Raw genomic sequence first — 19940 nt, 5'->3', positions numbered from 1 at the left:
GCAACTGTCTTCTCGCGTGTGGGGGATTTCGCGAGAGGACACTTGAGGCCCGTTGCGGTCTGGTTTATGGGCCGCAACTGTCTTCTCGCGTGTGGGGGATTTCGCGAGAGGACACTTGAGGCCCGTTGCGGTCTGGTTTATGGGCCGCAAGCGTCCTTTCGCGTGTGAGGGTCGCCGCGAAAGCCCCTCGAACCTGGTTCACCCACGCGGCGCGCTTGTGGGGTGCGGATGCCCGGCCGAGAACGCGGCCCCGGCCCGCGCGGCCAGCTTCTGGGCCGGCAACTCCACCCAGCGGTACATCAGCTGCGCCAGCAGCACGCTCAGCACCACCGACACCAGTGCGCCCCACCACCAGTGCTCTGGCCCGAAGACCTGGCCGAACGTGACCACGATCGGGAAGTGCACGAGGTACAGGCTGAAGCTGATCGCCCCGAGCCAGGCCAGAAGGCGGCCGCTGAGCATCCGTTGCACCGGCGGCCACAGTGCCACGGTCGCCACGATCAGAGCCGCGCCGGGCACCCGCAGGGCCAGGGTCAGCTCGTTCCACGGTTCGGTGAGGATCGGCCGCATCAGCCAGTAGGTGATCAGCAGCAGCGGACCGAGCGCGGCGATGAGCGCCCACACCAGGGTGCCGCCGCGGCGGCGCGATAGCCGGGCCGCCCGGGCCTGCAGGGTGTCGTGGTTGGCGGCGAGCAGGGCGCCGAGGCCGAACGCGGGCAGGTACATCAGCGGTTCGCTGCCGATCAGGTAGCCACCGGTGGAGGTGGCGAGCAGCAGCGCCACCCAGGCGAGCGTCCACCGCCGGGTGGCGACGGCGAAGATCACGCCCACCGGCAGCAGCAGCGAGAACCACATCTCCCAGGCCAGCGACCACAGCGGCGGGTTCACGTCGGGCCGGCCGGTGTAGCCCAGAATGCTCGCCTCCCGCAGCAGGTTGCCGATACCGAGATCGGGGCTGCCCTGCTTCGCCATCCACGCGCCGCCGTCGCCGGTACGCGGCACCAGCAGAATCCACGCGGCGGCCAGCCCCACCGACACGATCACGGGCACCGCCAAACGGATGATCCGGCGCGGGTAATACGCCATCCAGTCGTACGCGTGCGGTGCGGTCGGTGCCGCCTCCGGGGTGGTGTGCTCGGCGGCGGCGGGCGCGGGCGCGCGGGCAGCCGCGTCGGTTGTCTGCTCGGCCGGCGCGGGGGAGTCTGCGGGCTCGGCCGCGGCGGTGCTGGGCGTGCTCGGCCTGGGGTGCCGGGCGGGGCGTTGGGTCCAGGGCCAGCGGCGCAGCGGGGTGAGCACGAGCACGAACCCGCTGAGCACGAAGAACACCAGCACGAACTCGGGGCCGGCGAAGAGGATCTTCAGCGGCGACAGGGTCACCCACCAGGCGGGGGAGAACACGGCCACGTCGGCGCTGGAGTTGTAGGCGGCGGAGATCGCCGGGGAGGTCATCGAGATGTGGTGCACCAGCACGACCACGGCCGCGACGCCACGCAGGGCGTCGAGGGCAACCAGCCGGGTCCGGGGCGCATCGGGTGACATTCGGCCTACCGTAAGTCCCCTTCGTGAACGTTTCCTCCGAGCGACTCGGTGGCGTGCGCCCGCCGGGTGCGGCGCCGGGCGCAGCGGCGCCCGACGCCTCCCGTTCTATCGCATGCTCTCCGAGATGATCTGCATGATCGATGTGTCGGCGAGGGTGGTGGTGTCGCCGATCTCGCGGCCCTCCGCCACATCCCGCAGCAGCCGCCGCATGATCTTGCCCGAGCGGGTCTTGGGCAGCTCGTTCACGATGTGGATCTCCCGCGGCCGAGCGATCGCCCCGATCTGCAGCGTCACGTGTGCACGCAGCACGGCGCTGATATCGGCGTGCGACGCCGCATCCGTCTGGCTGAACTTGATGATCACGAACGCGACCACGGCCTGCCCGGTGGTTTCATCGTGTGCGCCCACCACCGCGGACTCGGCGACCATCGGGTGCGCCACCAGCGACGACTCGATCTCCGCCGTCGACAGCCGGTGCCCCGACACGTTCATCACGTCGTCGACGCGGCCGAGCAGCCAGATGTCGCCGTCGTGGTCGAGGCGGGCGCCGTCGCCGGCGAAGTACAGCGGGCCGTTCGGCGCATCCTTGAACTTGTCCCAGTAGGTCTCGACGAAGCGCTCCGGGTCGCCCCAGATGCCGCGCAGCATCGACGGCCACGGTTCGGTCGCCACGAGCAGGCCACCGTTGCCGTGCCCCACATGCTCGCCGTCCTCGCCGATCACATCCAACGAGATGCCGGGAATCGCGACCTGCGCCGCCCCCGGCTTGGCCACGGTGAGGCCGGGCAGCGCGCTGATCATGATCGCGCCGGTCTCGGTCTGCCACCAGGTGTCCACCACCGGGGTGAGCTGGTTGCCGATCACTTCGCGGTACCACATCCACGCCTCGGGGTTGATCGGCTCACCCACGGAGCCGAGCAGACGCAGGCTGGTCAGGTCGAATTTCTGCGGTTCCTGCCGGCCGATCTTCATGAACGTACGGATGGCGGTGGGCGCCGTGTACAGGATGCTCACCTTGTACTTCTCGATGATCTCCCACCACCGGCCGGGGTGCGGGGTGTCTGGGGTGCCCTCGTAGAGCACCTGGGTGGCACCGTTGGCCAGCGGCCCGTAGACCACGTAGCTGTGCCCGGTGATCCAGCCCACATCGGCGGTGCACCAGAAGACGTCCTTCTCCGGCTTGAGGTCGAAGACGTACTTGTGCGTGAACGCGACCTGGGTGAGGTAGCCGCCGCTGGTGTGCAGAATCCCCTTCGGCTTCCCGGTGGTGCCGGAGGTGTAGAGGATGAAGAGGGGGTTCTCGGCCGGGAAGGCCTGCGCCTCGTGCTCGGCGGCGACCGCGGCGAGTTCCTCGTGCCACCACTTGTCGCGCTCGTTCCACTCCACGTCGCCGCCGGTGCGGTTGACCACGAGCACGGTGCGCACGGAGGAGTCGCCGCTGGCCAGTGCCGCATCCACCGCCGGCTTGAGCGGCGTGGCGCGGCCCTTGCGGTAGCCACCGTCGGAGGTGATGACCACGACGGCCTCGGCGTCGTCGATGCGGGAACGCAGGCTCTCGGCGCTGAACCCGCCGAAGATCACCGAGTGCACGGCGCCGATGCGGGCCACGGCGAGCATCGCCACCACGGCCTCCGGAATCATCGGCAGGTAGATGGCCACCCGGTCGCCGGCCTGCACGCCGAGCTTCAGCAGCACATTCGCGGCCCGCTTGACCTCCTCGGTGAGCTCGGCGTAGCTGATTGCACGGGAATCGCCAGGCTCGCCCTCCCAGTGCAGGGCGATGCGGTCGCCGTTGCCGGCGAGCACGTGCCGGTCGAGGCAGTTGTAGGCCACGTTGAGTTCACCGTCGTCGAACCATTTCGCGAACGGCGGGTTCGTCCAGTCCAGGGTGCGGGTGAACGGTTTGTGCCAGTGCAACAGTTCGCGGGATTGCTCTGCCCAGAAACCAAGGCGATCTGCGGCCGCTTGTTCGTAGAGGGCCTCGGTGGCCACGGATGCGGCGGCGAACTCCGGCGAGGGCGGGAATCGGCGGGACTCGTGGAGAAGATGATCGATTTGCACGCTCATGGTCTGTCGCTCCTTTGCGATTACAGGCGGTGTCGAGGTGCCGCTGGCGGCCTCATCCCTGAACCCTACACGGCGAGGGTGCGCGAATCGGGGTTGTGCCGCAGCGGAATAACCGGCAATTTTCTGGTCCGGATATTTTCGCGAAATGGCCTCTCACAAGCAATTCTTTCCGTGTCCTCATTTAGGGGGACCCAGAGGACTTGCGCATTCGATTTTCCCAAGTATGCTTATCAATGTCTGAACGAAAGTTTTGACCTGTAGTGCGTTCGGTTCCCCCCAATCAACGCACTGCCGAGGCGGCACCTGTTCCCCCCAATAGGTGCCGCCCCCCTTCTTTTAACAGCACGATTCGCGCCTCTCAACGACGCGCTCGCGCTTTCCCCGCCCGGCTCTGACGCCCCCCGCGTGAACCAGGCACCCTGCGTGACCAGCTGTACCGCATCATCGCTGTATCGGCCCCCTCCAGGCAGAACTGTTGCCCGGCCGGACACTTGCGCCCCGCACGCCGGGCGCAGAAGTCCGTCCGGGCAACAGTTGTCTACGGCGCCGGATCGCGGATGCGGCTGCGTCTCTGCGGCGCCGGCGCTGGCGCTCGTCGGGCCCGCGCACCGCGCATCCGTCGCCCCGGTGCTCGCTGCGCCTCGTATGGCTGGATGCGCCCGCTCTAGCGGGTGCATCCACCGACAGGAGGTGCAGCGAACCGGGCGAGACGCGGCCGGGGCCCAATGGGTGCGTAACCCAGCCGCGCCCAGCGATACCGCCCATCGGGTCCGCCCGTCGGTAGGTAGCCACAGCCCCGCCCCCCCCTGAAGGGGAGTGATGCTCCGGAACGTCAGATGCCAGACTCAGACATGACATATCCAGAGCCGGGGGCGGGGTCGACACTTCCGCCTGCCTACGAACCCCCCACCCAGACCCACACCGATCAGCCGGCCACGGCTACCAAGCCGCCGCGCAAGAAGCTCGCACTCGCGGCCCTGATCGTCTCGGTGCTGGGCTTCATCTTCGCCTGTATCCCCGGCGTACTGATTGTGGGTTGGGTGCTGCTGCCCGTGGCGTTCATCCTCGCGATCGTGTCGCTGTTCGTCAAGGGAAGCGGCAAGGGTTTGGGCATCGCCGGGCTGATCATCTCGATCGTCGGAACGATCGTTGCCGCCGTGGTCTTCTTCGCGGTCGTCGCCACCACCTTCAATGACGCCTTCAGCGACGAGAGTGTCGTCATCGAGGCCGGCGAGGAAGCCGCCGAGGAGGCACCCGCAGACGACGCTGCCGCCGAGGAACCGGCCGGCGACGTCGGCACCCGGGAGAACCCCGCAGCAATCGGCTCGACGATCAGCAGCGACGACTGGACCGTCGTGGTCAACGGCTTCAACGCCGACGGCAACGCCGCGGTCGCTGAGGCCAATCAGTTCAATGAGGCCGCACCGGCAGGTTCGCACTACGGCATCGTCAATTACACCGTGACCTACAGCGGCGAGGAATCTACCTACGCCGCCATGGTTGGTATTGACCTGGTGACGGCCTCCGGCAATGTGCTCAACAGCTACGACACGTTCGTTTCCCTGAACGACAGCATGGGTCTCGACGAGCTCTTCACTGGCGCATCGGCCACGGGCTCGGCCGCATTCGTCATCCCCGATGGCGAAGAGGTGGTCATCCGCGTGACGCCCGGCATGCTCGCCGACGACCAGTTCGTGACTCCGTAACTCCTTTCTCAACCTGCGACCTCGGCCTTCGGGCCGGGGTCGCTTTTTTTTTGCCTTGCACCGACTCAGCACTCCTCCACAGCACGGATGCGCGCCGCCCGCCCACAGGTCCGCCCGCCACCCGCCCGGGCCGGCCAGCCCGCGGCTAGCGTGCTCGCATGCCCGAGCCCTTCGTCGCCGTTCCCTCCTATCTGCCGCGCCCCGCCGCATCCGGCCCGGGGGAGAGCTCGACGCCCAGGGGTGCACCCCGACACGCCCATACCCGGCACCTTCGGTCGATCGAGAGGGGTGACCCGCTCGATCCCCGGGGCACGCCCGACCCCGCTGGCTCACTTGAGACGGCGGACTCGACGGCAGGTCCCGGCCGAACCCCGCCACCCGGTTCGACCAGGCAATCCGGCCGAACCACATCGAACACCGTGCCCGATTCACCCGCCCCGCCCGACTCGCCCGCCCCGCGAACCGACCTCTCCGCCCTCGGTCCACTCGCCCGGTTCGCCCACGACGCCGCCGTCACCGACCTGTTCGTCAACGGTGAGGCCGGCCTCTGGGTCGATGCCGGTGCGGGGCTGGAGCGCGCGGCCGACTGGCACGACGACGAGACGGGCATCCGTGACCTGGCCGTGCGGCTGATCGCGCTCGGCGGTCGGCATATCGATGAGGCCAGCCCGTGTGTGGATGTGCGCCTGGCCGACGGCATCCGGGTGCACGCGGTGTTGCCGCCGGTGTCGAGCACGGGCACGCTGCTCTCCATTCGGCTGCCGCGGGTGCGGCGGCTGAGCCTGGACGATCTCTGCGCTGGCGGCCTGTTCGGTTCGGGTGCCGCGGCCGCCGACCAGGTCGCCCGGCTGCGCGCCGCGGTGCACGGCCGGGAGAATCTGCTGGTGACGGGCGCGGCCGGCAGCGGAAAGACCACCCTGCTGGCCGCCCTGCTCGGTGAGGCGCCGCCGGCCGAGCGCATCGTGGTGATCGAGGACGTCGCCGAGCTGCGCATCGACCACCCGCACGTGGTGGCGCTGGAGTCCCGGCAGGCGAACCTCGAGGGCGCCGGCCGGATCGGCCTGGACAGCCTGCTGCGCGAGGCCCTGCGGATGCGGCCGGACCGGCTGGTGCTCGGCGAGTGCCGGGGTGTCGAGATCCGCGAACTGCTGGCCGCGCTGAACACCGGGCACGACGGCGGCGCCGGCACCCTGCACGCCAACTCGCTCACGGATGTTCCGGCGCGGCTGGAAGCCGTCGGCGCGCTCGCCGGCATGAGCGCCACCGCCGTGGCCCGGCAAACCGTGAGCGCCATCAACCTCGTGCTGCACCTCGAACGCCGCGATGGCGCCCGTCGACTCGCCCAGGTGGGCCGGTTTGTGCTCGATGAGGCCGACCGGCTCAGCACGGTGCCCGCATGAGCCGCCCCGCAGCGGTTCCGCCGATCGAGGAGGTGGCCCGGGTGGCCGAACGCCTGGCGGTGCTTCTCGCTGCCGGGGTGTCGCCGGTCTCGGCCTGGGACTACCTCCTTCCTGCCGACCGCGCCGACGGGTCGGGGCGCGCCGATGACGCCGGCGACAAGGACCTGGTCGACCGCCCCGCCCCGCCGCTGTCCCGCCGCGCCAGGGCCGCGGCCGAGACCGAGCGCGCGCAGCTGCGCATCCTCACCGCCGCCGGCCAGGCTGCCAGGGCGGCGACAACGTGGCCGACGCCATCGCCGAGGCCACCGCCGGTCTGCCCGACCAGCTCGGTGACGCCTGGCGCGCGCTCGCCGCCGCCTGGGATGTCGCCACCCGCGCCGGCGCCCCACTCTCCGGATGCCTGCGCGACCTGGCCGCCGCGTTCCGGGAGCTCGGCCAACTGCACCGCGATCTCACCGTGGCCCTCACCGGCCCGCGGGCCACCGCCCGGCTGGTGATGGTGCTGCCCCTGGTCGCGCTGCTGTTCGGCAGCCTGATGGGGTTCGACACCGTGCGCACCCTGTTCCTCACCGGCCCGGGCCTGGTCTGCCTCGCCGCCGGCTCCGTGCTGATGCTCGCGGCCGCACGCTGGAACCGCCGCCTGGTGCGCAACGCCCAGGCCGGCGGCCCAGCCCCTGGCCTCGAACTCGACCTCACCGCCATCGGCATGACCGGCGGCGGTTCCCTCGACGGCGCCCGCCGCACCGCCAGACAGAGCGCCGAACGCTTCGGCCTGCGCCCTCCCGGCACCCACAACACCGCCACGGATGCCGTCATCGACCGGGTTCTCGCCCTCTCCGCCCGGGCCGGCGTGCCCGCGGCCGAACTGCTCCGCAGCGAGGCCGAGCAACTGCGCCGCGACGCCCGCACCGGCGGGCGCCAGCGCGCGGAGACCCTCGCCGTCACTCTGATGCTGCCCCTCGGCGTCTGCGTGCTGCCCGCGTTCATGCTCGTCGGGGTGGCGCCGCTGCTGCTCAGCGTGCTCGCCTCCACCCTCAGCACGTTCTGACGGCCACGACCGGGGCGGCGCCCACAGCCACCCCCGAGGCAGCCCGGTCGACTCCGTTCGCTCGTAGTTCACCCGCCCGGTGCCTGACTCCGGGCAGCTGAGTCTTCCCCGCACCTCCTGTGGGCGACCGCGCCCGCTATAGCGGGCGCGGTGACCGAGAAGAGGCGCAGCGACTGGCCCCACGGGCCCGGCTGCTCGGGGGCCACCTCGCCCGGGCTCACCACGCGCCCGCCGCGGTCACCCGCCCGTGAAGCACCCTCGACCACCCGTTGAGCCGCTCCCTCCTCCACAGCGCGCACCGCCCGGCGACTGCACACCGATACCCGCGGCCCCCTAACCGGCGACCAGCCCGGCGGCAGGGTGGACGTACTCGCGCCGACCGCATCCGCGTCTTGTACGCGAAAGGAGATCCACATGTCCACCGTCAGCAGCCCGTCCATCGCCCCCACCAACCCAGGTTCGCGCACCGAGCGCACCAAACCCACCGAGCCCGACTCGATCCCACAGGCAGGCTCCGCCGCCGGTTCCGTCACCACCGTCACTTCCGTCACCACCGCCCCGCTCACCGACCCCGACATCCGCGACGTAGAAGCGCACGACGCCGCGGCTCCGGCCCGACCCGCGCCCACCCACGGCACCGGGGTGCGGCCGGGAATCATCCGCACCCGCACGGTGCAGTTCAACACCCTGCGGGCCCTGCGCAGAATGCGGGAGGACCGCGGCGCCGCCACCGCCGAGTACATCGTCGCCACGATGGCCGCGGTCGGTTTTGCGGGCCTGCTCATCGTCATCCTTCGCGGGGACGAAGTGCGCGGCATCCTCACCGAGCTGGTGCGCAGTGCCCTCACCGTCGGCTGAGCGCGCGGCGGGCGACGGCCACGCGCCACGAGCAATCAGGCCAACCCTCGCCCGCGAGCGCGGCAGCATCACCGCCGAGTTCGCCGCCGCGCTTCCCGCCGTGCTGGTGGTGCTGGCCTGCTGCCTGGGCGCGGTGCAGGTGGTGGGTCAGCAGGTGCGCATGACGGATGCCGCGGCCGACGTTGCCCGCCTGCTCGCCCGCGGTGACGGCGCGGGCCCGGCGGGCGGAGTGCTGGCCGCGGTGGGGCCGGGCACCGCCCTGGCCCAGGAGCGGCAGGGCGACTTCGTCTGCGCCCGGCTGAGCGGCCCCAGCGCCTTCGCCCCGTTCGCCGCCGCGGGCCTCACCCTCGGCGCCCGGTCCTGCGCCCTGGCCACCGACGTGGCGGGCGCCACCCCGTGAGCGGCCACCCAGTGCCGCTCCGTCTCATGCGGCGCCTCACCCGGCAGCCGAACACCCGGCGCGGATTCTGCTGCTCACACCGCAACTCCGAGCAGGGCTCCGGCTCGATCCTCGTGCTGGCGGTACTGGGCGCCCTCTTCGCCGTCACCGCGGTGCTCGTGCCGGTCCTGGCCCTACTCCCGACCAATCAGGCCGTGCAGGGCGCAGCGGATGCTGCGGCGCTCGCCGCGGCCGACACCGCCTCCGGCCTTCTGCCCGGCGTGCCCTGCGAAGCAGCCACCCGAGCGGCCGAGGTGAACGGGGTTCGGCTGAGCAGCTGCACGGTCGACGACCTGATCGCGACGGTCTCGGTGGCCCACTCCGTGGGGATCATCACGATCGGATCCCGGGCGCGAGCGGGCCCGGCACCCTAACCGAACGCCGGCAGAAGAATCGCTAGCTACTCGCCGACGGAGCGTCGAAGAGCGCCTCGAGGTAGCGGTAGTCCACGGCCGACGGCTGGTCCGGATGCTCGGACGAGTCGAATTCGAGCCCGGCGCCACGGGTGTAGAGGTAGCGCTTGCCCTTCTCGGCCGGGATCTCGATCCGAGGTCGTGGATCACCGGATGCGAGGAACTCGGTGGTGACTGTTTTGCCTTCTAGCGGGCCGTCCGTGAGTTTCGCGGTGTACGTGCCCTGCGCTGGTGTACCCATACCTCTATTGTGCGACTGCGCGGAAACGAGGCAACCCCCAAAAACAAACCCGCCAGCCCGCGGCGCCCGAACTGACCAACTGTGCAGCACGCCAATCCAGCCCGCCCACCTGCCCACCCAGCAACTCGCCGCCAACTCGCCACCAACTCACCCACCACCGCGTTTCCCCACCGGCCACGTCTTGCGACACCCCGAACGGGGACTACCGTGGAAGCAATCGGGGGCACAGTCACGCGGGCTCGATGGGCACACACTCGATTCCTGTGTGTATGGTGTGGCTTGGTCGTTACACCGACCGTTACCTATAAAGAGGAGTCTGGTGCCAGGCACTAAGAAGCTGGTCATTGTCGAGTCACCGACCAAGATGAAGTCGATCGCCGCCTATTTGGGCGACGGATACGAGGTTTTGTCGTCGGTCGGTCACATCCGAGACCTGATCGAGCCCAAGAATCTGCCGCCGGAACTGAAGAAGGGCCCGCTGGGCAAGTTCTCGGTCGACGTGGACAACGGGTTTGAACCGTACTACGTGGTCTCCGACGCCAAGAAGAAAACCGTCAGCGACCTCAAGCGAGCTCTGAAGAACGCCGACGAACTCCTCCTCGCAACTGATGAGGACCGCGAAGGCGAGGCCATTGCCTGGCACCTGCTGCAGGTCCTCCAGCCCAAGGTTCCGGTCAAGCGGATGGTGTTCCACGAGATCACCAAGGACGCCATCATCGCGGCCACCAACAACACCCGAGACCTCGACACCGCCCTGGTGGATGCGCAGGAGACCCGACGCATCCTCGACCGCATCTACGGCTACGAGATCTCGCCCGTGCTCTGGCGCAAGGTCGGCCCCGGCCTGTCCGCCGGCCGAGTGCAGTCCGCTGCCACCCGCCTCGTCGTCGACCGCGAACGCGAACGCCTCGCGTTCGTCGCCGCCGGCTACTGGGACCTCATCGCCCAGCTCGCCCCCGGCGCCAACGGCGAGAACGGCTTCCAGTCCAAGCTCGTGCGTCTCGGCGGCGAACGCATCGCCACCGGCAGCGACTTCGACGACACCGGCAAGCTCAAGCCCAAGCTCGTCGCGGCCACGCTCGACGAGGCATCCGCTCTCGCCCTCGCCGACGCGCTCAAGGTGCCCGGCGTGCCGATCACCGTCACCAAGGTCGCCTCCAAGCCCTACCGTCGCAGCCCCGCCGCGCCGTTCACCACCTCCACCCTGCAGCAGGAGGCGGCGCGGAAGCTCCGCTTCACCGCCAGGCAGACCATGAGCGTGGCGCAGTCGCTGTACGAAAACGGCTACATCACCTATATGCGTACCGACTCGCCGTCGCTGTCGCAGCAGGCCATCAGCGCCGCCCGCAAGCAGGCCGCGTCGCTGTACGGCGCCGAGACCGTGCCAGAGAACCCGCGCCTGTACAAGGGCAAGAGCAAGAACGCGCAGGAGGCGCACGAGGCTATCCGCCCGTCCGGCGACACCTTCCGCACCCCGTCGTCGCTGTCCAGCTCGCTGCGCGGCAACGACTTCAAGCTCTACGACCTGATCTGGAAGCGCACCGTCGCCAGTCAGATGGCCGACGCCACCGGTTCCACCGCGTCGGTCACCATCGCCGCGGGCCCCACCGGCACCGCGGCGCACCCGGCCGCCTCCGAGGCGCTCGCCGAGTTCGCCGCCAGCGGCACCGTCATCACCTTCCGCGGCTTCATGCTCGCCTACGAGGAGTCCAGGGACGAGGAGCGCAACGCGCCCACCGACCCCACCGAGTCGAAGCTGCCGCCGCTGGAGGAGGGCCAGACGCTGACCCTCGTCGAGGTGGAGGCCAAGGGCCACGAGACCAGCCCGGCCGCCCGCTACACCGAGGCCAGCCTGGTGAAGAAGCTCGAAGAGCTCGGCATCGGCCGTCCGTCCACGTACGCGTCGATCATCTCCACCATCGCCGACCGCGGCTACGTCACCCCGCGCGGCCAGGCCCTCGTACCCAACTGGATCGCCTTCTCGGTGGTGCGGCTGCTCGAGGAATTCTTCTCCGACCTGGTGGAGTACGACTTCACCGCCGAGATGGAGGACGACCTCGACCGCATCGCCGGTGGCACCGCCGACCGGGTGGACTGGCTGACCAGCTTCTACTTCGGCTCAGAGAAGCACCGCGGCCTGCGCCAGGTCGTCGACAACCTCGGCGAGATCGACGCGAAGACGATCAACTCGATCCACATCGTCGACGACATCACCCTGCGCATCGGCAAGTACGGCCCCTACCTCGAGGTCGTCGACCCGAGCGCGGGCCCGGATGTCACGCCCCGCCGGGTGAACATCCCGCCGGACCTGGCACCGGACGAGCTCACCCCGGCCAAGGCCCGTGAACTCGTGGACGCCCCCGTCGTCACCGACCGGGTCATCGGCGTGAACCCCGACAACGGCAAGGAGATCGTCGCCAAGGACGGCCGGTTCGGCCCCTACGTGACCGAGCTCGAGCCGCCGGCCGACACCGACGGCCCCGGCGAGACCGTCGACCCGCTCACCGGTGAGGTCACCTCGCTGGCGGATGCCGCAGCGCCGGCCGCCGCCGCAACCGGCGCATCCGCTGCCGCCGTCAAGCCCAAGAAGAAGGCCCCGGCCAAGAAGGCCGCCGCCGCGGTGAAGCCGCGCACGGCGTCGCTGTTCAAGTCGATGGACCTGGCCACCGTGGACCTCGACACCGCGCTGGCGCTGCTGAACCTGCCGCGCGTGGTGGGCCTGGACCCGGAGACGCAGACCGAGATCCTCGCCCAGAACGGCAAGTTCGGCCCGTACCTCAAGAAGGGCGTCGACACCCGTTCGCTCACCAGCGAGGACCAGATCTTCGAGATCGACCTGGCCGGTGCCGTGGAGCTGTACAACCAGCCCAAGTACGGCGCCCGCCGTGCCTCCAGCGCGCTCAAGGACTTCGAAGAGCCCGACCCGGAGAGCGGCAAGGCCATCAAGATCAAGGACGGCCGGTTCGGCGCCTATGTGACCGATGGCATCACCAACGCCACCATCCCCAAGGCCGAGAGTGTCGAAGAGGTCGACTACGAGCGCGCCGTGCAGCTGCTCGCCGACAAGCGCGCCAAGGGCCCGGTTGTCAAGCGCGGCGCCGCGAAGAAGGCGCCGGCCAAGAAGCCGGCCGCGAAGAAGCCCACCGCCAAGAAGGCTCCGGTCAAGAAGGTGGGCGCGGTCACCAAGACCGCCGCCAAGCGGGCTCCGGCCAAGAAGACCGGCACCTCCACCGCCACGCCCACCGTGCGCGCCGAGCGCACCCCGGAGCAGAAGGCGGCCACCGCCGCAAAGGCGGCCGCCACCCGTGCGGCCACCGCGGCAGCGAAGGCGGCCCAGGCGGCCTCGCAGTCGTGACGGATGCGGTGACCCCGGCCGTGCCCGACGCTTCGGCGTCCGGTGCGACGGATGCCGTGACGCCCGGCCTGTTCATCACCCTCGAGGGTGGCGACGGGTCGGGCAAGAGCACCCAGGCTGCGCTGCTGGGGGAGTGGTTGCAGGCCCTGGGGCGCACCGTGGTGCGCACCCGCGAGCCCGGCGGCACCGAGGTGGGCGTGGAGATTCGGGAGATCGTGCTGCACCACCGCGGCGAGGTCTCCCCGCGCGCGGAAGCGCTGCTGTACGCCGCCGACCGGGCACAGCACATCGCCACGAAGGTGCGCCCGGCGCTCGCTCGCGGCGAGGTTGTCATTCAGGACCGTTACCTCGACTCATCCGTCGCCTATCAGGGTGCCGGGCGGGTGCTCGGCGCACCCGAGGTGCGCGACCTCTCGCTCTGGGCGGCCGAGGGCCTGCTGCCGCACCTCACGCTGCTGCTCGACCTCGACGAAACCGCGGCGCGCACCCGCCTCAATGCCGCCAACAAGCGCTTCGACCGGCTCGAGGCCGAGAAGAACGAGTTCCACGCCCGCGTGCGGGCCGCGTTCCTCGAGCTGGCCGCGGCCGAGCCCGAGCGCTTTCTGGTGCTGGATGCGTCGCTGCCGGTCGACGAACTGGCCGCGCTGATCCGCGCCCGCGTCGCCGCCCTGCTCGGGCTCTCGCTCGACTGACAGCAGCTTGTTATGAAGCAGAACGTGCACTTCGTCACCGTCGCCACACCCGACCTGGATGTGGCGCGTGCGTTCTACGTCGCCGCCCTGGGCTGGGTGCCGCTGGTCGACGTGCCCGGTGAGATCATCTTCTTCCAGGTGGCTCCCGGTGCCGTGCTCGGCCTCTTCGACGTCGAGAAGTTTGCGCAAGACCTCGGCACCGGGCCGGCCCACTCGGTCGTGTCGGGGGTGACGCTGTCCCACAACGTGGAGAGTCCCGACGAGGTGCACGCTGTCGTCGCCGCCATGGCCGGCGCCGGTGGCACCGTGCTCAAGGACCCTCAGCCGGGTGCTTTCGGCGGTATCTTCCACGCTCATGTGCAGGCCCCGGGCGGCATCATCTGGGAGATCGCGCACAACCCCGGCTGGCAAATCGGCGTCGACGGCGCCGTCAGCTTCGGCTGAGCCCGCCCGTCGCATCCCCCCGTCGCAGGACCGCGAGAGGGCAGTTGGGGCCAGTTGCTGGGCGCTCCACTGGCCGCAACTGTCCTCTCGCGGGATCGGATGCCCGCGAGAGGACAGTTGAGGCCCGTTGTTGGGCGCTGGACTGGCCGCAACTGTCCTCTCGGTGGGTGGGGCGACCTCCCACCCGGCCGGCGCATCCGCGAAAGGGCAGTTGCGGCCCCTTCACGGGCATCCAAGGGGCCGCAACTGGCAACTCGGCGTCTGGGGGCGGGCGCACCCCGGTGTCACCGGCTGCGGGTACCCTTGACGAATGGCAGTGTGGGATGACCTGACGGGTCAAGCAGACGCGATCGCCATCTTCCGCGCCGCCGCTGAGCGCCCGGGAGCGGTCGCCACACTCGAGCGCCCCGACACGGCCACGGATGCCGCCCCCGGCGCCCCCGCGAGCACCGCCACCCCCAGCGCCGCCACCCCCAGCACCTCCGACTCGATGACCCACGCCTGGCTCATCACCGGGCCGCCCGGGTCCGGGCGGTCCAACCTGGCGTTCGCGTTCGCGACCGCGCTGCTCAGCCCCGGCACCCCGCAGGGTGACGAGACCACCAAGAAGCTCGTCGACGCCCGCACCCACCCCGACCTCACCGTGCTCAGCACCGAGGGCGTCATCATCAAGATGGACTCCGTCAAGGAGGCCGTGGCCCGGTCGCAGTACTCCCCGTCGGTGGGCCGGTACCGGGTGGTCGTGGTCGAAGACGCCGACCGCATGGTCGAGCGCACCTCCAACGTGCTGCTCAAGGCCCTGGAGGAACCGCCGGAGCGCACCGTGTGGATCCTCTGCGCGCCCAGCGAGGCCGACCTGCTGCCCACCATCCGCTCCCGGGTGCGCACCGTGCGCCTACGGGTGCCGAGCATCGATGACGTCGCGGCCCTGCTCATCCGTCGCACCGGCGTCGACCCGGGCGTGGCCGAACAGGCCGCCCGCCAGGCGCAGAGCCACATCGGCATGGCCCTGAGGCTCGCCACCAACGCCGAGGCCCGCGCCCGCCGGGAGGAAACCCTGCGCGCGGCGCTCGGGCTCACCGGCATCTCCAAGGCGGTGAACGCCGCCGCCCGGCTGCTGGCGATCGCCGGCGACGACGCCAAGGCCATCACCCTCGAGCGCGACGCGACCGAACGGGAGGGCGTGCTGCGCTCCCTCGGTGTGGAGCCCGGCCAGTCGGTGCCGCCCGCCCTCCGCGGCCAGATCAAGAACCTCGAAGACGACCAGAAACGCCGCGCCACCCGCAGCCTGCGTGACGGCATCGACCGCATCCTGGTCGACCTCACCTCGCTCTACCGCGACGTGATGATGGTGCAGCTCGGCCGCGAGAACACCATCATCAACCGTGAACTCACCAGCGAACTGCGCCAGGCCGCGGCCGCGTGCGGTCCGGCGGCGACGGTGGCCACGATGGATGCGATCGCGCTGGCCCGCCAGCGCATCGAGGCCAACGTGGCACCCGCCCTGGCGCTGGAGGCAATGCTGGTCTCCATGATCCGACGATGACGCCGACGGTGACCGCGTCAACGGTGCGGCGCATCCTGCAGCACAGAACGGCAGAGCAGAACACGGCACAGCACAGAACGCCTGAGCAGAGAAGAGGAACCCTGTGACCAAGCGCACTCGCGTATTCACGACCGTAGCGGCCGCGGTGGCAGTGACGCTCGGCCTCAGCGCCTGCACGCCCTGGTTCGTGCCGCAGCCGGCCCCGTCCACCTCCACGCCCACCGGCGAAGAGGTGGAGACCGAGCTCGACCCGTTCTACAGCCAGGTGCTCGACTGGACCGACTGCGACGACGGCATGCAGTGCAGCACCGCCTCGGCTCCGCTGGACTGGGACGACCCGGCGGCCGGCGACATCGACCTCGCCCTGGTGCGCCAGCCCGCCACCGGGGATCGTATCGGCTCGTTGCTGCTGAACCCGGGCGGTCCGGGCGGGTCCGGCTACGACTTCGTCAAGGACTCCGTCGATTTCGCCACGGATGCCGCCCTGCAGGCGCGCTTCGACATCGTCGGCTTCGACCCCCGCGGTGTCGGCCGCTCCAGCCCGGTGGCCTGCTACGACCCGGCCGAGATGGACCAGTACCTGTACGGGCTCACCGAGGCCGACCGCGGCACGGATGCCTGGATTCAGGAGCAGGAAGCCAGCGCCATCGGCTTCGCCACCGCCTGCGCCGAGCAGACCGGCGCCCTGCTGGGCGAGGTCGACACCGAGAGTGCCGCCCGCGACCTCGACCTGCTCCGCGCCATCCTCGGCGACGAGCAGCTCAACTACCTCGGCTTCTCCTACGGCACCTTCCTCGGCGCCACCTATGCCGAGATGTACCCCGACAAGGTCGGCCGGCTCGTGCTCGACGGTGCCCTGGACCCCGCCACCAGCAACTTCGAGGTCACCGCCACCCAGGCGCAGGGCTTCGAGAGCGCCCTGCGCGCCTACCTCACCGACTGCCTCGCCGGCACCGAATGCCCCTTCGACGGCACCGTCGACGACGCCATGGGCACCATCCGGGCGCTGCTCGACTCGGTCGACGCCAACCCGATCACCGCCACGGATGGCCGCCAGCTCGGCGCCAACGCGCTGCTCACCGCCATCATCTACCCGCTCTACCAGGCCACCGCCTGGCAGTACCTCAGCGACATGTTCGACACCGTGCTGCAGGGCAGCGCGGATGGCGCGATGCAGTTCGCCGACGCGTACAACGGTCGGAACGCCGACGGCACCTACGCCGACAACTCCACCGAGGCATTCATGGCCATCAACTGCGTGGACTACGCATACGACGACGACCCGGCCGCCATGCGCGCGCAGGCCGCCGAGATCGAGGCGCTGGCGCCCACCATCGGCACCTACATGGCCTACGGCGACATCTCCTGCGCCAACTGGCCGTACGCCTTCACCGGCGAGCGGGAGGAGATCCACGCCGCCGGGGCCGCCCCGATCCTGGTCGTGGGCACCACCAACGACCCCGCCACCCCGTACGTCTGGGCCGAGAACCTGGCCGAGCAGCTCGACAGCGGCCAGCTGGTCACCTACGAGGGCGAGGGTCACACCGCATACAACAAGTCCAACTCCTGCGTGAACGACGCCGTCAACAACTACCTGATCGACGGCACCGTTCCCGCGACAGACCCGATGTGCTGACGTATGGGCGCGCATCCGCACGAATTGGGCCTACGGGAACGCAAGCGGCTGGAGACGCGCCGGCAGATTCAGCGCGCCGTGCTCACGCTCTGCTCGCATCGGGGGATCGACAAGGTCACCGTGGAGGAAATCAGCCGATGGGCAGACATTTCACCGCGCACCTTCTTCAACTACTTCGGGTCGAAGGATGCCGCCCTGGTCGGCGACGAGCTCGAGCTGGCCTGCGACACCGACATCGAACGGTTCGTCGCCGCCGGGCCAGACGGTGACGTGCTGGCCGACCTGGCCACCCTCATCGGCCTGAGCCTGGCCAACACCGACGGCGACCGTGAGATCCACGAGCTGCGCCGCGCGGTGATGAAAGACAACAGCTACCTCTTCACCATGCGCATGGCGACCCTGCGCAACTTCGAAGCCGGACTGCAGCACATCGTCGAGCGCCGGTTCGCGGCCGATGACCCCCGCCTCGCCGAGGACCCCCGGGCCCTGTCCCAGCGGGCGCTGCTCTTCACCCTCGTGGCCATGGCCGCCACCCGGCACGCCTGGCGCTGTTGGGCCGAAGCGGATGACTGCAGCACGCTCTCGGCCTGGGTCGCGAAGTCGTTCCGCGAGCTGTACACCGTGACCGCCCCGATCGAGTAAGCTTGGCTGCTGTGTCACCGCGCGTCTTTCGCAAGGAAGTCTTCGGTCTCACGCCGCCTTAGCTCAGTTGGTAGAGCGATTCACTCGTAATGAATAGGTCATCAGTTCGATTCTGATAGGCGGCCCCATTCTTTCTTCCTGGTCCCGGCCCACGTCGCTGGTCGAGCCTGTCGAGACCTCGTGATCCGTCCGGCGCCGGGGGCCACGCGCATCCGCTGGGCGGTGAAATACGGCGCACGCCCGCGTGGTTGACTCAGGTATGACTGACACAGGGCGCGAACGGGTTGCAACGGATGCGCGAGCGCGCAGACTCGAGATCGACATCGTCGAGCGCCCCGCCGCCGACAGCCTCGAAAGCGCCGCCCGGCTGCTCGGCCTCGAGCCCAGTGGCATCGTCAAGTCGCTCGTGGTGAAGCGCCACGACGGCGACTACATCTTCGTGCTTGTGCCCGGCGACCGGCAGATCAGCTGGGCCAAGCTGCGCGCGCTCGTGGGCGTGAACAAGCTCTCGCTGCCGCACGAAGACCTGGCCCTGGCCGCCACCGGCTACAGCCGCGGCACCATCACGCCGCTGGGCAGCAGCACCGACTGGCCGGTGTTCGCCGACGAACGGATGCGCGGCACCCGGGTAGCCATGGGCGCGGGGGAGCATGGCTACTCGGCGTTCGTCGACGCGGACGCGCTCCTCAGCGCCTACGGGGCTACGGTCGCCGACATCACCGACGAGCTCAAGCCGCGCGCTTGATCCGGCCGTGAGAACGCCTCGGGAGCCGGCGCCCGGGGCCGGAGTCGGGGTCAGCGCGCGGTGACCGGCACGGATGCCACGGGCAGTGCACCCTCGTTCGCCTCCGCCTCGTAGAACATCGCCCGGCCGATCTCCACGACCACGCGCTCGCCCACCAGGTAGCGGCGGCCGGGCACCCGGGAGCGCACGGCGACCCCCTGCCACTGCACGATCACGTCGTTGCTCGCCCGGCCGTAGAGCGACGACGTCACCACGGCATCCGTCGCAGCCCCGGTGCCCGGCCGCAGGGCCACGTCTTCGGGTAACACGGCCAGGGTGCCCGTCCCGTGACCCCCAACGCCGCCTGTCTCGATCCACTCGGTCGGCACCGCGCACGGATGCCCGTCGGCCACGAACCCGGACGCGTCCCGCCGGCCGGTGAACAGCGTGGCGTCGGAGAGGAACCGGGCCACCGCGGCGGTCACCGGCCGGGTGACCAGCTCCACCGGGCTGCCGACCTGCTGGATGCGGCCGCCATCGAGCACCACGATACGGTCGGCCAACGCCAGGGCCTCGGCGCGGTCGTGGGTGACGTGCACCACGGTGAGCCCGATCGACCGGGTGAGCGACTGCAGCTCCAGCCGCAGGCTGTCGCGCAGCGGTTCGTCCAGCGCCGAGAGCGCCTCGTCGAGCAGCAGCACCCGCGGGCGGCCCACGATCGCCCGGGCCAACGCCACCCGCTGGCGCTGCCCGCCCGAGAGCGTGGCCGGGTTGCGCTTACCGAAGCCGGCCAGGCCCACCAGCGCCATCACCTCGGCCACCCGGGCGGCCCGCTCGGCCCGCGGCACCTTCGCCAGCACCAGCGGATAGGCGATGTTGCGCTCCACGCTCCAGTGCGGCCAGACCGCGTGCTGCTGGAACACCATGCCCAGCCCGCGCTTCTCCGGCTCCACCGAGCGGCGGGAGTCGGCCACGACGGTGTCGTCGAGAGAGATCGACCCGGAGCTGGGCGCCAGGAACCCGGCGATCGCGCGCAGCAACGTGGTCTTGCCCGAGCCGGACGGCCCGACCAGGGCCACGAACTCGCCGTCCGCGATGGCCAGGTTGATGCCTTCCAGACCGACGGTTCCATTCGGGTAGACGAGGCCCACATCCGTGAGGGTGACAGATGACATAAGAATCCTTTACGT

At 70.1% G+C, this 19940-nt stretch carries 17 protein-coding genes and 1 tRNA gene; 14 read left to right on the top strand and 4 right to left on the bottom strand.

Features of this window, described 5'->3' with window-relative positions:
• Positions 1-198 precede the first annotated feature (198 nt).
• On the bottom strand, positions 199-1539 hold the full coding sequence (locus K2F54_RS07810) for an acyltransferase family protein (RefSeq protein WP_220605298.1): 1341 nt from the start codon (positions 1537-1539) through the stop codon (positions 199-201).
• 105 nt (positions 1540-1644) lie between these two features.
• Entirely contained in the window at positions 1645-3606 is a 1962-nt protein-coding gene (gene acs / locus K2F54_RS07805; protein ID WP_220605297.1) for an acetate--CoA ligase, read from the bottom strand.
• Positions 3607-4457: 851 nt separating this feature from the next.
• On the opposite strand from acs, the gene K2F54_RS07800 reads away from it, so the two are divergent.
• The 6 genes from K2F54_RS07800 to K2F54_RS07775 all read left to right on the top strand — a co-directional run bounded on the left by K2F54_RS07800 (position 4458) and on the right by K2F54_RS07775 (position 9431).
• Positions 4458-5312 (top strand): DUF4190 domain-containing protein, encoded by an 855-nt coding sequence (locus tag K2F54_RS07800; RefSeq protein WP_220605296.1) that lies wholly within the window; start codon positions 4458-4460, stop codon positions 5310-5312.
• 419 nt (positions 5313-5731) lie between these two features.
• The gene (locus K2F54_RS07795; protein ID WP_308287571.1) at positions 5732-6712 is read left to right on the top strand and encodes a TadA family conjugal transfer-associated ATPase; all 981 of its coding nucleotides are present in this window, start codon (positions 5732-5734) and stop codon (positions 6710-6712) included.
• A gap of 280 nt (positions 6713-6992) precedes the next feature.
• Positions 6993-7760 (top strand): hypothetical protein, encoded by a 768-nt coding sequence (locus K2F54_RS07790; protein WP_220605294.1) that lies wholly within the window; start codon positions 6993-6995, stop codon positions 7758-7760.
• Positions 7761-8174: 414 nt separating this feature from the next.
• Positions 8175-8618, top strand: a complete 444-nt coding sequence (locus tag K2F54_RS19690) for a DUF4244 domain-containing protein (RefSeq protein ID WP_255576830.1) — start codon at positions 8175-8177, stop codon at positions 8616-8618.
• Complete coding sequence (locus tag K2F54_RS07780) at positions 8599-9018, top strand: TadE family type IV pilus minor pilin (RefSeq protein ID WP_220605293.1); 420 nt, start codon at positions 8599-8601, stop codon at positions 9016-9018. The genes K2F54_RS19690 and K2F54_RS07780 overlap by 20 nt, the downstream gene beginning before the upstream one ends.
• A gap of 26 nt (positions 9019-9044) precedes the next feature.
• Entirely contained in the window at positions 9045-9431 is a 387-nt protein-coding gene (locus K2F54_RS07775; protein WP_220605292.1) for an Rv3654c family TadE-like protein, read from the top strand.
• A 22-nt stretch (positions 9432-9453) separates the two neighbouring features.
• On the opposite strand, the gene K2F54_RS07770 is transcribed toward K2F54_RS07775, so the two are convergent.
• Positions 9454-9711, bottom strand: a complete 258-nt coding sequence (locus K2F54_RS07770; protein WP_220605291.1) for a hypothetical protein — start codon at positions 9709-9711, stop codon at positions 9454-9456.
• Positions 9712-10030: 319 nt separating this feature from the next.
• On the opposite strand from K2F54_RS07770, the gene topA reads away from it, so the two are divergent.
• From topA to K2F54_RS07730, 8 genes are all read left to right on the top strand, one after another.
• On the top strand, positions 10031-13066 hold the full coding sequence (topA, locus tag K2F54_RS07765; RefSeq protein ID WP_220605290.1) for a type I DNA topoisomerase: 3036 nt from the start codon (positions 10031-10033) through the stop codon (positions 13064-13066).
• Between the two features lie 56 nt (positions 13067-13122).
• Complete coding sequence (gene tmk / locus K2F54_RS07760) at positions 13123-13758, top strand: dTMP kinase (protein WP_220605327.1); 636 nt, start codon at positions 13123-13125, stop codon at positions 13756-13758.
• 12 nt (positions 13759-13770) lie between these two features.
• Positions 13771-14202, top strand: a complete 432-nt coding sequence (locus K2F54_RS07755; RefSeq protein ID WP_220605289.1) for a VOC family protein — start codon at positions 13771-13773, stop codon at positions 14200-14202.
• Between the two features lie 310 nt (positions 14203-14512).
• Entirely contained in the window at positions 14513-15748 is a 1236-nt protein-coding gene (locus K2F54_RS07750) for a DNA polymerase III subunit delta' (RefSeq protein ID WP_220605288.1), read from the top strand.
• Between the two features lie 103 nt (positions 15749-15851).
• A complete protein-coding gene (locus K2F54_RS07745) occupies positions 15852-17384 on the top strand; it encodes an alpha/beta hydrolase (RefSeq protein ID WP_220605287.1) in 1533 nt (510 codons plus the stop codon).
• Positions 17385-17387: 3 nt separating this feature from the next.
• Positions 17388-18026 (top strand): TetR/AcrR family transcriptional regulator, encoded by a 639-nt coding sequence (locus tag K2F54_RS07740; protein WP_220605286.1) that lies wholly within the window; start codon positions 17388-17390, stop codon positions 18024-18026.
• Between the two features lie 52 nt (positions 18027-18078).
• A tRNA-Thr gene (locus K2F54_RS07735) sits at positions 18079-18154 on the top strand.
• A 131-nt stretch (positions 18155-18285) separates the two neighbouring features.
• Entirely contained in the window at positions 18286-18771 is a 486-nt protein-coding gene (locus tag K2F54_RS07730; RefSeq protein ID WP_220605285.1) for an aminoacyl-tRNA deacylase, read from the top strand.
• A 50-nt stretch (positions 18772-18821) separates the two neighbouring features.
• On the opposite strand, the gene K2F54_RS07725 is transcribed toward K2F54_RS07730, so the two are convergent.
• The gene (locus K2F54_RS07725) at positions 18822-19925 is read right to left on the bottom strand and encodes an ABC transporter ATP-binding protein (RefSeq protein WP_220605284.1); all 1104 of its coding nucleotides are present in this window, start codon (positions 19923-19925) and stop codon (positions 18822-18824) included.
• Positions 19926-19940 lie beyond the last annotated feature (15 nt).

The organism is Cryobacterium inferilacus, assembly GCF_019599185.1.
In the GTDB taxonomy this organism is placed as follows: Bacteria; Actinomycetota; Actinomycetes; order Actinomycetales; family Microbacteriaceae; genus Cryobacterium; species Cryobacterium inferilacus.
Note: the sequence above shows the minus strand (reverse complement) of the source record. Positions and strands in the feature narration are given on the sequence as shown.